This is a genomic window from Roseobacter sp. EG26 (genome assembly GCF_049830555.1).
Lineage (GTDB): Bacteria > Pseudomonadota > Alphaproteobacteria > Rhodobacterales > Rhodobacteraceae > Roseobacter.
This window is the reverse complement of the sequence record NZ_JBNBLH010000001.1, coordinates 203240-218464: the sequence shown is the minus strand read 5'-3', so window position 1 is coordinate 218464 and position 15225 is coordinate 203240. Positions and strand designations below refer to the sequence as shown.

Sequence of the window (15225 nt, the reverse complement as noted above, 5' to 3'; positions counted from 1 at the left end):
CCCGTGCGGCTCTGTTGGCATACCTGCCGGACCATAGATAACGCTGGAAATACACAAGCGTCCTCCTCTCGTATTCCTCAAAAAATATCGTGTCTGGTTCAGGTGCAGGCATTTATGCGCTCCCAATAAATCTGTATCCAAAGGCGGGTCAGCCGATTGATATTGCTGGGCATCGTAGAGCTAACTACCCAGGCATTGCTTTCCTGAATGCTGGAAAGGAGCTTTCCATCATATCAGATAGCTTTTCGGCCCTGTAGGCCGCCCATCTAACCCGTTGAGCCTCCGCGATCCGCGCCTTGCCCTCTGCTGTTTTGGGGCCTGTGGACATGCCACCATGGAACTTGCAGCGGCGCTTACCGGGTTCGGACTTCAAGCGACATGGGTGGCCCTTCCGGGTTTTTGCTGAGCAGTATACGCGTGCTCGCGAAGCCTCATGCGCTTCCTTGGTGGCAAGCCGCTCGTTTTCGCGGGCAACGGCACGGTCAAGCGCCTCTTGCTGGATATCGCGCCAACCGTCTAATACCCCATCCCCGCGTGCGCGCATAGGTGTGCAATAATTCTTCAAAACCTGATAACCCAGAGCCTCTAACATATGCGCTGGCACGCCCCGCTTGATCCGTTTCGTGTTCATCACTTCTAGCTGTGTTTCCCAATAGCTGATAGCGCAACGGCTGCACCCAATACGCTCCGCCATTTCTGTTTGACTGAAATTCTGTGCACGGCGCATCGCTTTTAGTTGTGGCCCCGTCACGGTTGAAATGGTTTTCGGCTGCGAGGGTTGGCCTCGCTCTTTTGGCTTCCGATTATACACGCCGCATTGCTTTCAGACAGTTGACCATTCCCACAAGGTGTTTTTCGTCGGCTTCTCTGATCTGCGCGCGGCGGGCAAAGTAGGTGTGCCAACGCATCCATTTGGGCTTTGTCGGTATCGGGTGTTGTAGGCCGCGCTCTGTCTGCCCAAGATTATGCCGCAAGCGCATCGCCCTCAGAGTTGCTCTGTCAGAAGGGCTTAGGGTTTCCGAATGGTAGTGCAACCCAAGACATTTGCGGCAATGCAGCGGATACAGGATAGCGCATCTACGGTCACACCCCGGGCAGAGAAACCATGCCCTACTACCGCCAAGGGGTTGCGGTGTCCGGTCAATCATTACGACACGCCCCATCACGCTGACGGTCTGCCCCACCCATTTAGGCAGGTCTGAAATGCAGGTCTGCTTTTGGTGTTCACAAATCATGTGGCTAACCTTTTGCCTGCTGCAATTCGAACACGCGGCGGGATATCGGGGGCCATGTGAGGAGGTCCATTGCAGCGCGTTCCACGTCATAGGTGCCCTGCCCAAGCCGATAGTGGCCTAACCATGCATCGGGTAATTCCTTGGGGTTGCTCAGGGCTAGCACGTCAAAGCCAACATGCTCAAGATAGCCACAAACATCTTCGGGGTTCATGTCGATCAGAATGGCCATCACCATTCCCTTTTGCTGATCTGTCGTCATAGGCGTGCGCATCATTCCGACACCTCCCATTGCTTGGTGACCCCATTCCATTGCCGTCCGTTTGGACCGTGCTTTTCCCACTCGGTCAGGGTGCGCCAATCATCCAATGAGACTATCTTACCGGTCCATGTCTTGGGCCGCCCGCCCAGCGCAACACCATGCCTGCAATCGCTCGGAATGCTGGACTGGGAACGCGGTGCGAAATTCAGGATTTCGGACTTAGGGGCTGCGACACTTGCGACTTTTGCGACATGAGAGGCGTTTTCGGGGGTCTGTGTCGCAGATGTCGCAGATGTCGCAGGGGCTTCGGCTTGATTCTGGATTTTTGCCAACTCGGCCCGAGGATCAAACAGTTTCATGCTGGCCTCACGATCCGGTAGGCGATTTGCCGGGACTTACCATCAACCACCGCGCCGGTGTCGAGTTGCATAAGCCATCCATAAGCGGCAAGCACAGCCATCAGCTTGCGTGCGGTCGCAGTTTCCCGAAGTGACCCCGGCCCATGGTAGACCACGTCACGAGGGACAATGTTGCTTGGGTCGCGGTTGTTATTGGTGGCAATAGTCGGCCAGCTATCCAGCAACCACCGGCGCAGCTTTTCCGCTTTGTCAACTTCCTCTGAGACTGTGGCCGCCTCTGATAGGCGCTTTGCCTCGCCAAGATAGAATTGCGCCAGTTCGATTGCGTCGGTCATTTGCTCCGCTGTTACTTCATGGCCACCAAGGTCAGACCAGAGAGCCAGAACCCCCGCGATCCGCGCGGCCTGTTCGGGGGATTTGGATGCAAAGGATTTCACTTGCTCAAGGTCACCGCCTGGGGCCTGCGCTCTTTCGGTGGCTTGATAGTAACCGATCAAAAGCCGCTTGGCCTCGCTGGAAAGCCGCAACTGGCGCGGGTCGAGTTCCTGGGGGTTGCCTTCGCAGGTGGGCAGGCTGGCGCTAAGGACCGTCGAGAGGCGCGCCGACATGGCGACAATCGCCTCACTTTCCGCGCCCGCATTCGTCGCGAGCCTTGTACCTATTGCGCTTGGGGGTTCGGTTATCAGGAACCGGGCAAGGAAGCCCTGACCGCTTGCAATCGGATCAGATAGCAGCGGACGGGCTGCGACCGGCTGCACCATAAGGTGCGCAGCAAGACGTCGCCCGTACAGCGTTGTCGCCCCATCACCGGCACGCACACGGTCAAGCGCATCACCGCCCCAAAGCCCAGAAAGGCCAGCAACAGTTTTCAGCCTGTTGTCTGAGTTCATGGCATGACCGCCCAGAAACCCGCCGCCCTCATCGGAGAACAGGCCAAGGCTCGGTTGCCCTGTTAGGTACAGCTTCACCAGCCCCTCTAGCGTCGGTTCTGATGTGGTCATTTTGGGCGATGTGGGTTGCGCCGGTGCTGGCCCCAAAGCGCTTAGGTCTGCCTCTGCCTTGGACGCGGTTGCAACATTCTTGCCCGATGCTTCCTTGATGAATCGATCACGCTTAGCAGACCAGAGTTTGTTGGAGACATCCCAATCCGCCATGGCTTCGCGGTAGTCAGCCGCGCGCCCCCGCTCGATATCTCGAAGGCCAAACATGACCAGTTTGTCACAACCGCTTTTGCGCTCCCCTGATTGTGCGACCGTCAGGCAGAACAGAGATATCGGCGCATAGCCTGCTAACGTCTCAACATCAGCGTGACCCTGAACAGCCAGAGACGCCACAGACAGGGCCGACTGCGCCGCAATGGCAACAGGGGCCTGTGTAGCCCGCTGCACGGCTTCTACGGCCTCCCGGAGCGGCCCAAGGGCATGAACGGGGTATGCCTCCCCCTGCGGTATCTCACGCACAAGGGGCTGCGGGCCTTCGCTGACAAAAGGTTGCGGTTGAATAACAGTCATGCCGCCTTCCCACTTTGCAGAACATCGTTCCAATCTTGGCCGTCAGGGGCGGGCACAAGGGATAACGTAATGCTAAGTAAATTGGTGAACCGAACCTCAAAGCGAAAACCGATTTCGATTGCGAGTAATTTCCGACATGGGTGCTAGCAGTTCGCCGGATTAAGACGGCAGTTCGCTAATCGCTGACGCTGTTGAATTAGATCAGCCTCGGCCTTGATTGCCGCAGCTTCCTGCGCTGCAGACGGACCCTCAATTTCACTAATAACTGTGCCTGCCAAGCCAGCCGCTTCATTGGTACCAGAAGTCGAAGCGTACTTGAGTTTTTCAAGCGCTCCCGAATCCGCAAATAACACTTCAAATTCCTGCGTTCCAAATGCTGGTTTCTTTGGGATGGGTATTTGATATTCATTTCCCGGCAGCGCCATCAAAACAGCTCCTTGCCAGATGTTGTCTCGTTCGCTGTTTTTCAGCGTTGTGTGAATACCAAAACTTACCTTACTCAATTGCCGCGCTGTCAACGTCACCAAGGAATTTTCCGTGTCGTGTGTGATCGGCGGTTTCAAGCGCTGGATTTTTGACCACTCAACGTGAGCATGCAAATCGCCGATTTTATCAGCAAAAAGATCGTGGTAATATTGGCTTGACCCGATAGGCGAGATTTCTTGTCGAGCGGCAGAAGAAACGGCTATTTCGGCAGAGTATTCCAAAGTTAACACATTTTTGACGCCCAATTTCTTGATCGTTGCGCATGGATCAAAGTCGTCCACTCTGTCTTTGAGTACGTCAGCTCGGAGCGTCGATGCTACTGTTTTCAAAGAGGATTCAATTACTTGCTTCGCGACGCCCGTTTGCGTGGCATTAATCCCTTTTAATCTTCCATCAGAGAAATAAGTCACAGCAATTGTCGGGTCGGTAAATGGCCCTTTCATTTCGCTAAAATCAAGCTCATAGGCAGCATTCAGATCAGCCGAGTTAGAAATCATCGGGCTCACCGTATAAGAATTTCTCAAGTTGCCGCCATTGTCGCATGTAAGGCTGCGTGTAACGTCGACCCGTAAAGCACTCTCAGTCAAATAGTAACGCGACGAGGCATCTGGGATTTTCGCACATCCTGACACGATACAGACAATTGCGAGCAGCGCTCTGAACTGCATGTCCACTCCACGGTTTTATTAGCACTAGCCTCACACTTATAAAGTGCACCTATCAGGCAAGTCACCACTAAAATCGATTTTGCTTGGCTCCCATTCCGGGAAAATCGTGTATTTATTGCCACTTCTTTGAGACAGAATTGCAGCCCGATTTCGTCTAAACATTCATGCTATGTTCCGCGAAAGAACAGCTTCTGTCTAAACATAAAACACTGATTTTTCAGTAACTTTCTAACTCTTGCAAATCCGTGTACACTGGTTCGATTCCGGTACTCGCCTCCATTTAAAATCAGTAACTTAGCGTGCATCACAGTATGGGTAGAAACGATCTCCACCCACATATCCACCCATTCACGTTCTTTTTTTGCTCTGCTTCGGCGTGCAATGCTGAACCCGTGCACTCTTCGATGTGAACGAAGCCAACCGCACGCAAACCACTGTATTTGCGGAAGCAAGACGAGATCACTCTATCGGTGCTTTAGAACACCATATCCGAGACCGGCTAGATCGAATACCTTTTCAAAGCAGTAGACGCGACGCATGGGGGTGCTGAAAAGGGTCGACTGGATCGTCCCTTGGTCAACTTTTGGTCATGGCACAAGCACGCCAGTCAGGTCATTTTACGCAGGCCGGAGGCAGGATCAGTTCTGGTTGCGCAGCCATTCCATGATTGAGGGGCGCACCGACATTTCGCCGCGATGACGTGCGTCAACAATCACTTTTCGAACTTCCTCGAGGTTACTGCGCCTGAGCAGGCTTTTGACCGGACCAATCGACGCTGGACGCATGGACAGGCTGCGCAACCCGATGGCCGCCAAGCAAAGCGCTTCAACCGGGCGGCCGGCATCTTCGCCGCAAAATGACAGGGCGGTTCCCGTCGCATCGCAACGTTCCACAATCCGTTCCAGAAAGCTCAGGAAGGAAACGTTCAGCGTATCGTAACGGCGGCGCACGCGTTCGTTTTCACGGTCAGCGGCAAAGAAGAATTGTTTGAGGTCGTTGCCGCCAATCGACAGGAAATCAACTTCTTCGAAAAACTTCGCCGGGGCAAAGGCCAGGCTCGGCGTTTCCAGCATGGCTCCAACTTCGATGGTCTCCGGCAATACATGGCCCAGACGTTTTTCCGCCGCGAGCGTCTTTTCCATTAGCTTGCGGGCCTCGCGGTACTCCTCGAACTGCGCCACGAAGGGGAACATCACCGTCAGCGGGCGTCCGTCAGCAGCCCGGATCAACGCCTGCAACTGCATCCGCATGATCCCCGGCTTGTCCAGCCCCACCCGAATGGCGCGCCAGCCCAGTGCTGGGTTGGGCTCATCATTCGGCTTCATGTAGGGCAGCACCTTGTCGGACCCGATATCCAGCGTGCGAAACACCACCCGCTGGCCCTGGGCCGCATCCAGCACGCGTTCATAAAGCGCCACCAGCTCTGACCGGCGCGGCATCTGGTTGCGTACCAGAAACTGCAGTTCCGTCCGGAAAAGCCCCACACCCTCCGCGCCCGAATTCTGCAGAGACGGCAAATCGGCCATCAGGCCCGCATTCATCTGCAAGGACAAGACAGCGCCGTCCTGCGTCTCAGCGGGTTTGTGCCGGATCGAGGCATAGCGTTCCTGTGCCGCCGCCAACATGGCAATCTTGTCGCGAAAGGCGGTGACGACGTTGTCATCCGGGCGCAGGTGCACGATCCCCTGCTCGCCATCGACCATGATGTGGTCCCCGTTGAGCGCTTCGGTCGTGACCCGGTTGGCGTGCACCACAAGAGGGATGGCGAGCGCACGTGCTACAATCGCCGCGTGGCTGCCAACCGAACCCTGTTCCAGCACAATCCCCTTGAGCCCGCGCCCATACTCCAGCAATTCCGCCGGGCCGATATTACGGGCAATCAGGATCGGATCCGCAGGCATCTCGGCACCGGTATCGGCCCCCTGCCCGGTCAGAATGCGCAGCAGCCGGTTGCTGAGGTCATCAAGATCGCTCAGCCTTTCACGCAGATAGTTATCGGTGACTTGCCCCATGCGGGCACGCGCCAGCGACTGCTCTTTCTCGACGGCCGCTTCGGCGGAGAGCCCATTGGCGATATCCTCCTCCATCCGGCGCATCCAGCCTTTGGAATTGGCGAACATCCGGTAAGCTTCCAGCACCTGCAACTGGTCCTTGTCCTGATTTCCGGCGATTTCCAGCATCTTGTCGACACCCACACGCAAATCTTCGATCGCCTCGTTCAGGCGTTCCAGCTCGCGCTGCGGATCATCCGCAATCGGATTTGTCACCACAACGCGCGGCTCATGCAGCCAGACATGGCCTTCGGCGGCCCCCTCCTGACCCACGGTGCCCTTGAACATCACCGGTTGCTGGTGCCGGGCGGACATCGCCGCCCCTTCGCCCACGAAAGCACCAAGCTCCGTCATTTCCGCGAGAACCATCGCCACGACTTCCAGCGCATAGACCTCATCGGCGGAATAGGCGCGCGCAGATTTCGACTGCACCACCAGCACACCCAGAACCTCGCCCAACCGCTGCACCGGCACGCCCAGGAAACTGGAGAATATCTCCTCCCCGGTCTCCGGCATATAGCGGAAACCCCTCGCCTGTGGCGCATCGGGTGTGTTGACCACCTGACGTTTCTTGGCGACCTGGCCCACCAGCCCTTCGCCCAGTTTCATGCGCGTCTGGTGCACCGCATCGGGGTTCAACCCTTCGGTCGCGCAAAGCTCCAGCGTATCCTCATCCCGGAACAGGTAGATCGAGCAGACCTCGCAGCCCATGCTGTCACCGATCAGGTGGGTGATCTTGTTGAGGCGCGCCTGCCCTTCGACATCGCCCGCCATGGCATCCCGCAGCCGCCCCAGCAGCTTGCGCGATCCGGTCTCCAGACGTTCAGCCACGCGTGCTTCCCTCCCTAGAAAGACACCCGCCCCCGATCAGACGGGGATCAGGCGGCTTTTTCCAGCTCGAAAGCATCATGCAGCGCCTGCACCGCAAGTTCCATGTATTTCCGGTCAATCAGCACCGAAATCTTGATCTCCGATGTCGTAATGACCTGAATGTTGATGCCTTCAGCGCTCAACACCTCAAACATCTTCGCCGCAACGCCAGTGTGGCTGCGCATACCGATCCCCACAACCGAGACTTTGGCCACATCCCTGTCGGCAATCACCTCCTGATAGTTGATGATGCCATCTGTCTTGGCGTCCTCAACAGCCTTTTGCGCGCGCGCCACCTGATCGGTCGGACAGGACCAGGTCATATCCGTGCGCCCCTCTTCGGCGATGTTCTGCACGATCATGTCCACATTCACACCGCCATCGCTCAGAGCCGTGAAAATCTTGGCCGCGATCCCGGGACGGTCGGCAACAGAGACAAGGGTCATCTTCGCCTCGTCACGCGAAAAGGCCACACCGGCCACCACATTGCTTTCCATGATTTCCTCCTCGTCGCACACCAGCGTGCCTGCGTCGTCAGATTGCTCTTCGAAACTGCTCAAGACCCGCAGCTTCACCTTATATCTCATCGCCAGTTCCACCGACCGCGTCTGTAAAACCTTGGCCCCTAGTGACGCCAGTTCCAGCATCTCTTCAAACGCAATTCTGTCCAGCTTGCGCGCCTTGGCGGAAACCCGCGGATCGGTGGTGTAAACACCGTCCACATCCGTGTAGATGTCGCAGCGCTCGGCGTTGAAGGCCGCCGCAAAGGCCACCGCCGTGGTATCCGATCCACCCCGTCCCAGCGTCGTGATCCGCCCCTCCGGGCTCACGCCCTGAAATCCCGCAACCACGGCAACTTTCATGCCTTCGGCGAATTTCGCAATGATGTTTTCAGGGGGAATATCCTCGATCCGGGCGGCGGAATGCGCAGAGGTCGTCTGCACCGGCACCTGCCATCCCTGCCAGCTGCGCGCGGGCACGTCCATTTCCTGCAAGGTCAGCGCCATCAGACCGGCAGTGACATTCTCTCCCGACGACACAACCGCATCATATTCGCGCGCGTCAAACAGGGGCGAGGTCTCACCCACCCAGCCCACCAGCTCATTGGTCTTGCCCGACATGGCAGAGACGATGACGATCACGTCATAGCCCTTCGCAACCTCGACGCCCACGCGTTTTGCAGCGCGGCGGATCCGGTCCAGCGTGGCAACGGATGTGCCCCCAAATTTCATCACCAGAACAGGCATGTCTTGTCCCCTGCATCAATCGCGGCGGGTGTACGCGCTCATGCCCGGAACCACAAGGCTTCGCAAAAGCAACTTATTTTGAAATCTTCACCAGCCTGCGCCAGACCAGCTGCGGGACGCAGCTGAAAGCATCGCGTGGCGGCGCCAGCCGCCGCATTTTGACAAGAGCCCCGGCTCAATAGGGGTGAACACGTCCATCCCAGGTCAAAAACGAGCCAGTGCTAGCCATGTCCAGCGCATCAAAACGCGCCACCAGGCCCGATACCGCCTGATCGACCGTGATGTCAGCTCCCGCGCCGCCCATATCCGTCACCACCCAGCCCGGATGATAGATGCCCACTGCGATGCCGTCGGCGCGCAGTTCGGTTGCCAGATTGCGGCCCACATTCAAAACGGCGGCTTTTGAGGCGCGATAGATGTAGCTGCCGCCCGGCGCGCGTTCATGGGACGCCATCTGCGAGGAGATGATGGCGATCTTGCCCGAAGCCGCGCGCAGGTTTGGCAAAAGCGCCTGAATGGTCAGGAAAACGCCCGTGACATTTGTGGCAAAGCTCCGCGCCCAGAGATCAGCGCCAAACCCGGTGTCCAGCGCGTCGCCTTTGTCCAGATACACGCCCGCATTGCAGATCAGCAAATCAACTGGCGCATCCGCCAATGATCTGGCAAAATCGGCCTGACTTTCCGGCGAGGTCACATCCAGCACATGCGGCCCGTCACGCGTCGTGCCCACAACCGCGTCCCCGCGCGCGCGGTAGGCCGCAGCCATGCCTGCGCCAATGCCCCGGCTGGCCCCGGTAATCACGATTTTCATAAGATCAGTTTGCCTTTCGGTTGGGCAGAAACGGCAGAGGTGCGACCGGGATGCCTTCCTCAATCAGCGCCTTGGCTTCAGCCCCGTTGGCTTCGCCGTAGATCGCCCGCTCGGGCGTACTCCCCAGATACATAGAGCGCGCTTCTTCGGCGAATTTCGGGCCCACGTAGTCCGCGTTTTCTTCCACATGGCGGCGCATCTCGGCCAGCGCTTTTTCCTGATCACTGCGGGTCTGGGTCAGGGGTTTTTCCGGCACCTCTTCGGCAGAACTCGACACGCGCGGCGCCATCACCGCCTTGGTCACCTCCTCGCTGCCGCAAATCGCGCAAGACAGATGACCGGCCTTGTCCAGAACGTCAAAAGCCGACGCCGACTGGAACCAGCTGTCAAACCCGTGCCCTTTGTCACATTTGAGCGCGTATTGGATCATGGTGCGCAAAATATCCCGCTGCCGTTAACATTTGATTATGAAATGGGGCTTTCCAACTGCCACGTCAAGCAACTCGGTTTCAGTCGCGCGGATCAAAGTCCTGCAAAATCCGCGCCAATTCCGGCTCGTCAACCCGTTTCGCAGCCTTTTTACGGGACATCCACTTGCGCTTGCGCTGACCTGCTTCGGGATATTCCTTGGACAATCTCTCCACCCGCACGGCAAAGACCATGACCAGACAAGGCAAATCACCCGATGCCACGGTCTCCTTGCTGTAGGAAAAAACGCCCAGACAGCGCCCATCGGAGGCACCGCGCACGCCGGCCTCTTCCCAGGCCTCCTGTGCCGCGGAATCCGCCGGGGTCATCGCGTCCATGGGCCAGCCTTTGGGCACGATCCAGCGCTGCGACCCGCGCGACGTGATCAAAAGAACCTGCACATCGCCCTTGCGTACCCGGTAGCAAAGTGCCGCAAACTGCGTGCGCAGCTCGCTTTTGCGTGCCCCTTGCAAGGATATGGGAAGCTGCTTGATCATCGCCGGTTCACGTCAGTACTCGATTTGTTGCCGTCTTGGGACGGTCTATGCGCCGATCATGCCCGATAACCCCGCAGTTGCCAACAAATGATGCGCCGCCACCGGTATCAACGGCCGCGTTCGGGTTCAGGTCAGATCGCGGGACTGCATCCGCGATTGCAGGCGCGCGGCCAGATCTTCGACAGGAATATCTGCATCAATGGCCAGCTTGCGCAGACCAAAATGCACATGCGCCATTTCCTGATAGTAATTCGTGTAGGCATAGTTCGTCGCCGCCCCCGCCACGGCCCCAAGCACGGGCACGGTCTGGGCGGCCAGTTTCTGCCCCATCGCCGTGGCCAACCGGGGCGCTACCCGGGCGATGATGCCTTGCAGCGCCGCTCCGCTCAACGTGACCCGCGCGGACAGGAACCCAAGATCAGCACCGTCATCCTTCGACAGGGGTCCGGCTGAGGCAAAAACCTCAATGCAGTCAAATTGCACATTCTGCTCGGTAGGATCAAACCCGTGTTCCACCGCAACACCCTGAATGATCCGCAGCAATAATGTGGTGGTGACCGGCAATTCGGCCAGCGCTGTGGGCAGACCGCCCACGCCCCCAACGGCCCCCATTGCAGTCCCGACCGCCGTGTTGAGCCAGCTTTTCTGATCCGGTACCATGTCGCGGCTCGAATGGGCCAGCTTCATCGCTTGCTCCAGCGCGCTGCGCGTGGCGTCCTGCAATCCCGAACGCGCAGGTGCGGGCAAACGCTCCAGCAAGCCCTCGGCGCGGCCGCCCACAAGGTTCAAAAGTTCAATCGCACCACCGCCCGCGCGTTTGTAGCGATGCGCCAAGGCGTCCAGCTCTTTGTCAACGTCGACCGGGTGAAACTTCGTAATGTCGTTCATATGTGCCCCTTTCCTTCAAGATGGGCGCAATCGACGTTATTTCAATCCAGAAGGCATAGTCCCCTGCCAGCGGGACACCTCGCCCACAACGCCTTGCCAGGCCTGCGGCTGCAATGCGCGGCCCAAAACCCGGTCCGGGTTTGTCGGCGGTGGCATCACCACATCGTCGAGCCTGGTAAACCCGAAACGCGCATAATAGGGGGCATCGCCTACCAGCATCACGCGGGCCCAACCTTGGGATTTGGCGCACTCCAGCGCGTCACGGATCAGCCGGGCCGCCAGCCCCTCGCCCTGCCGCGTCGGATGCACCGCAACCGGGCCCAGCAATAGGGCTGCGACCGAGCCGACACGTACGGGCCAGAAACGGATTGCGCCCGCCAGAATGCCACCCGGATCGCGCGCTACCTGATTGAGACTGGCAACAGAAGCGATGTCATCGCGCAAACGATATGAGGACAAAGCTTCGCGCCCCGGTGCAAAACACAGGTCAAACAGGGCTTCCACCTCATGCACATCCTGCGCAGTTTCGACAGTTAATTCATACACAAGCGCCGCCGCAGTGTCTCGCTGAGGGTTTCCGGTGGTCCGCCCCTAGCACATGCGCTACATGGCCTGCAAACGATCAGGAGAAAGCAATGTTCTACCGCCCCGAGGACGGCCACGGCCTGCCCCATAATCCGTTCAATGCCATTGTCACGCCGCGGCCCATCGGCTGGATTTCGACGCGCAATGCGGCAGGCCAGAACAACCTCGCACCCTATTCGTTTTTCAACGGCGTGGCCTATACGCCACCGCAGGTCATGTTCGCCTCCACCAGTCACAAACCGGATCAGGGCGATACCAAGGATTCCGTGGCCAACATCCGCGCCACCGGCGTCTTTTGCGTGAATATCGTGGAATACGCGATGCGCGACGCGATGAATGCCTCATCGGAGGCGCTGCCAAAAGACGTGGATGAATTTGCCGCAGCGGGTCTTGAGCCTGCCGACTGCGCGCAAATCGACTGCGCCCGCGTGTCCGGGGCCCCCGCTGCGCTGGAATGCCGGATGACGCAAATCGTGCAAATCGAGGGTGCCAGCAATTTCGTGGTCTTTGGCGAAGTGGTCGGCGTGCATATCCGCGATGACACGCTTGTCGACGGGCGGTTCGACGTGCGCACCTATCAGCCGCTCAGCCGTCTGGGGTACCGTGATTACACACGTGTGACCGACCTTTTTGAGCTTGCGCGCCCGGACGACTGAGCCCTCAGATCACGCAAAACGCAACATTGTCACAACCTGTGCTAGACTGGGTGGTGCGCGGCTGCGAATTCGGTATTGCTGCTGACCGCGCTCAATTTTGCGGAGGGCACTATGACGAATTTCAACCATTCCATCATTCGCGCGGCGGTCTGGAACCTCGCCGGTTTTACCAGACCCGGCCAGCCTGTGGGCATTTCAGCACGCTCGAAAAAGGCGGAAAAACAGGCCGAGGGGCTGGCTCTGCTTGATGCGGAATTCGTGACGCTGGTGGAGGTATCGCCGGAGAATTACATCACGACGCTGGTCGAGAAACTCAAGAAATACGGCGTCGAATACAATCACACGATGCTGCCCCAGCAAAGCGGCCATATCCACATCGGCTTTCTTCATAAACCCGGCATCGAAGTGACCAACCCGCGCTTCATTCCCGGCTCCGAAGGCGCCTACAAAGGCGGGCGGCAGGCGTTTGCAGTGGATGTGAAGATCGCCAAACTCAAGGCCATCGTCATCGGTGTCCACCTGAAATCCGGGCGCGGTCGTCACGAACAAAAGACCCGCGACAGCCAGTGCAAGGTGATTGGCGACTACATTGCGGAAATTCACCAGACCCCGGGCCTGAAACGGCGGGCGATCTTCCTGATGGGGGATTTCAATATGATCCCCGGCCAGGATGTATCGAACTTTCACTACTTGGGTGGCGATGACGCAATGGATTTTGTCTCAAGCTGGGATCTGCAGGACCGCTTCTCGCATATTCTCGAAAAGGGCCGCGCCAATCTGCTGGACGGGTTTGCGGTCAGCCGTAACTTTTCCACTGACTATATCAAGGGGAGCCTGCGCCTCTTTCCGATGCACTGGACCATGGACATGGGCCGCGAAGCTTTCCGCAAAGGCGTCTCAGACCACCTGCCCTTCGTGGCCAGCTTCAAAATCTACTGATGCCCCTGACGGGACGGCGGGCGGGGCGCCTTGGCCGCAGGCCAACAGCGCCGCACGCCGTCAGTGACCACCCAGAATGCCGGTACGTACCGAATAATCCACGGCCAGCTCGTAGTCAGGATCATCATCGCTGTCGATCATCAATTGACCAGCCTTTTGCAACAGTCTGTGGCAATCGCGGCTGAGATGCCGCAGCATCAAGTTCTTGCCTGCATCCTCGTATTTCGCGGCAAGCGCCTCAATCGCCTGCAAGGCAGACTGATCCACAACCCGGCTGTCCGCAAAATCCACGATCACAGTGTCCGGGTCTCCCGCCACATCGAACAGCTCCATGAAGCCATCGGATGAGCCGAAAAACAGCGGACCGGTAATCTCGTAAACCTTGGCCCCCTTCTCGGTCAGCGACTCCCGGGTCCTGGCATGAATGCGCCGCGCATTGTTCCACGCATAAGCCAGCGCGCTCACGATCACGCCAACAACCACCGCCACGGCAAGGTCTTCATAAACCGTGACCACGGTCACCAGCAGGATCACGAAAGCATCGGTCAGCGGCACCTTGCGCAGTATCGTCAGGCTGTTCCAAGCGAAGGTCCCGATCACCACCATGAACATGACACCCACCAATGCAGCCAGCGGGATAAGCTCGATGATCGACGACCCCACCAGAATGAAAAGCAATAAAAACACCGCCGCCGCGATCCCCGCCACCCGCGTCCGCCCGCCGGATTTCACGTTGATCATCGACTGGCCGATCATCGCACAACCGCCCATACCGCCGAAAAACCCCGTGACCGTATTGGCAACACCCTGTGCGATGCACTCCTGGCTCGCACCGCCCCGCTGGTTGGTCATGTCCCCCACAAGGTTCAGCGTCAGCAGGCTCTCGATCAATCCAATCGCAGCCAGAATAACCGCATAGGGCAAAATGATCTCGAAGGTCTCCCAGTTCAGCGGCACCATCGGAATATGCAACGTCGGCAGCCCGCCCTGAATCGAGGCCAGATCCCCCACCCGCGGCACGTCCAGCCCGAAACCGATCACCACCGCCGCGACAATCCCGATACCTGCCAGGGGTGCGGGGATAAGCTTGGTCATGCGCGGCATCACCCAGATGATCGCCATGGTCGCCGCCACCAGCGTCAGCATCAAGAACAGCGGCTGCCCGCTCAGCCATTCGCCCCCGCCCATGCCATGACCGGTATCAACCATCGTGCCCGGCACCTTGAACTGGCTGAGCTGCGCGAGGAAAATCACGATCGCCAGCCCGTTCACAAAGCCCAGCATCACCGGATGCGGCACCAGCCGGATGAACTTGCCCCATTGCATCGCGCCCGCAAAGACCTGCAACAACCCCATCAGAACCACCGTGGCAAAGAGGTATTCCACCCCATGCTGCGCCACCAGCGCCACCATGACCACCGCCAACGCCCCCGTGGCCCCGGAAATCATCCCCGGACGCCCGCCAATCAGCGCCGTGATCAGCCCCACCAGAAAGGCCGCGTAAAGCCCCACCAGCGGGTGCACACCTGCCACAAAGGCAAAGGCCACCGCTTCGGGCACCAGCGCCAATGCGACCGTCAGACCCGATAGCAACTCGATGCGCAGGCGCGCTGGCGAAAACCCGTCTTCGGGCATCCAGCGCAAATCAGTGATTGCAAGGTTCTTGGTAAAGCTGCGGAACGTGGTTCGCACCAT

At 58.4% G+C, this 15225-nt stretch carries 15 protein-coding genes; 2 read left to right on the top strand and 13 right to left on the bottom strand.

The window, feature by feature from the left end; genetic code table 11:
- Positions 1-184 precede the first annotated feature (184 nt).
- The 12 genes from ACOTTU_RS01070 to ACOTTU_RS01015 form a co-directional block, all read right to left on the bottom strand.
- Entirely contained in the window at positions 185-727 is a 543-nt protein-coding gene (locus ACOTTU_RS01070) for an HGGxSTG domain-containing protein (protein WP_425656432.1), read from the bottom strand.
- Between the two features lie 512 nt (positions 728-1239).
- Positions 1240-1509 (bottom strand): hypothetical protein, encoded by a 270-nt coding sequence (locus ACOTTU_RS01065; RefSeq protein ID WP_425655735.1) that lies wholly within the window; start codon positions 1507-1509, stop codon positions 1240-1242.
- A complete protein-coding gene (locus tag ACOTTU_RS01060) occupies positions 1506-1853 on the bottom strand; it encodes a hypothetical protein (protein WP_425655734.1) in 348 nt (115 codons plus the stop codon). Before ACOTTU_RS01060 ends, ACOTTU_RS01065 begins: the two co-directional genes overlap by 4 nt.
- Complete coding sequence (locus ACOTTU_RS01055; RefSeq protein WP_425655733.1) at positions 1850-3364, bottom strand: YfjI family protein; 1515 nt, start codon at positions 3362-3364, stop codon at positions 1850-1852. Before ACOTTU_RS01055 ends, ACOTTU_RS01060 begins: the two co-directional genes overlap by 4 nt.
- Before the next feature lie 143 nt (positions 3365-3507).
- A complete protein-coding gene (locus tag ACOTTU_RS01050) occupies positions 3508-4356 on the bottom strand; it encodes a hypothetical protein (RefSeq protein ID WP_425655732.1) in 849 nt (282 codons plus the stop codon).
- An 800-nt stretch (positions 4357-5156) separates the two neighbouring features.
- A complete protein-coding gene (gene ptsP / locus ACOTTU_RS01045) occupies positions 5157-7343 on the bottom strand; it encodes a phosphoenolpyruvate--protein phosphotransferase (RefSeq protein ID WP_425656430.1) in 2187 nt (728 codons plus the stop codon).
- Positions 7344-7447: 104 nt separating this feature from the next.
- Positions 7448-8686 carry an aspartate kinase gene (locus ACOTTU_RS01040; RefSeq protein WP_425655731.1) on the bottom strand — a complete coding sequence of 413 codons (1239 nt, stop codon included), beginning with the start codon at positions 8684-8686 and terminating at the stop codon, positions 7448-7450.
- Positions 8687-8861: 175 nt separating this feature from the next.
- The gene (locus ACOTTU_RS01035; RefSeq protein WP_425655730.1) at positions 8862-9497 is read right to left on the bottom strand and encodes an SDR family NAD(P)-dependent oxidoreductase; all 636 of its coding nucleotides are present in this window, start codon (positions 9495-9497) and stop codon (positions 8862-8864) included.
- Positions 9498-9501: 4 nt separating this feature from the next.
- Complete coding sequence (locus ACOTTU_RS01030) at positions 9502-9927, bottom strand: DUF1178 family protein (protein WP_425655729.1); 426 nt, start codon at positions 9925-9927, stop codon at positions 9502-9504.
- Between the two features lie 79 nt (positions 9928-10006).
- Positions 10007-10462: an NUDIX hydrolase gene (locus ACOTTU_RS01025; protein ID WP_298913445.1), complete on the bottom strand. Its 456-nt coding sequence runs from the start codon at positions 10460-10462 to the stop codon at positions 10007-10009.
- 126 nt (positions 10463-10588) lie between these two features.
- Positions 10589-11350 (bottom strand): EcsC family protein, encoded by a 762-nt coding sequence (locus ACOTTU_RS01020; RefSeq protein ID WP_298913449.1) that lies wholly within the window; start codon positions 11348-11350, stop codon positions 10589-10591.
- 36 nt (positions 11351-11386) lie between these two features.
- Positions 11387-11896, bottom strand: a complete 510-nt coding sequence (locus ACOTTU_RS01015; protein WP_298913452.1) for a GNAT family N-acetyltransferase — start codon at positions 11894-11896, stop codon at positions 11387-11389.
- An 89-nt stretch (positions 11897-11985) separates the two neighbouring features.
- On the opposite strand from ACOTTU_RS01015, the gene ACOTTU_RS01010 reads away from it, so the two are divergent.
- Complete coding sequence (locus ACOTTU_RS01010; RefSeq protein WP_425655728.1) at positions 11986-12591, top strand: flavin reductase family protein; 606 nt, start codon at positions 11986-11988, stop codon at positions 12589-12591.
- A 111-nt stretch (positions 12592-12702) separates the two neighbouring features.
- Complete coding sequence (locus ACOTTU_RS01005) at positions 12703-13530, top strand: endonuclease/exonuclease/phosphatase family protein (protein ID WP_425655727.1); 828 nt, start codon at positions 12703-12705, stop codon at positions 13528-13530.
- Between the two features lie 60 nt (positions 13531-13590).
- Here the strand turns inward: ACOTTU_RS01005 and ACOTTU_RS01000 are convergent, their stop codons facing one another.
- Positions 13591-15225 carry a SulP family inorganic anion transporter gene (locus ACOTTU_RS01000; RefSeq protein WP_425655726.1) on the bottom strand — a complete coding sequence of 545 codons (1635 nt, stop codon included), beginning with the start codon at positions 15223-15225 and terminating at the stop codon, positions 13591-13593.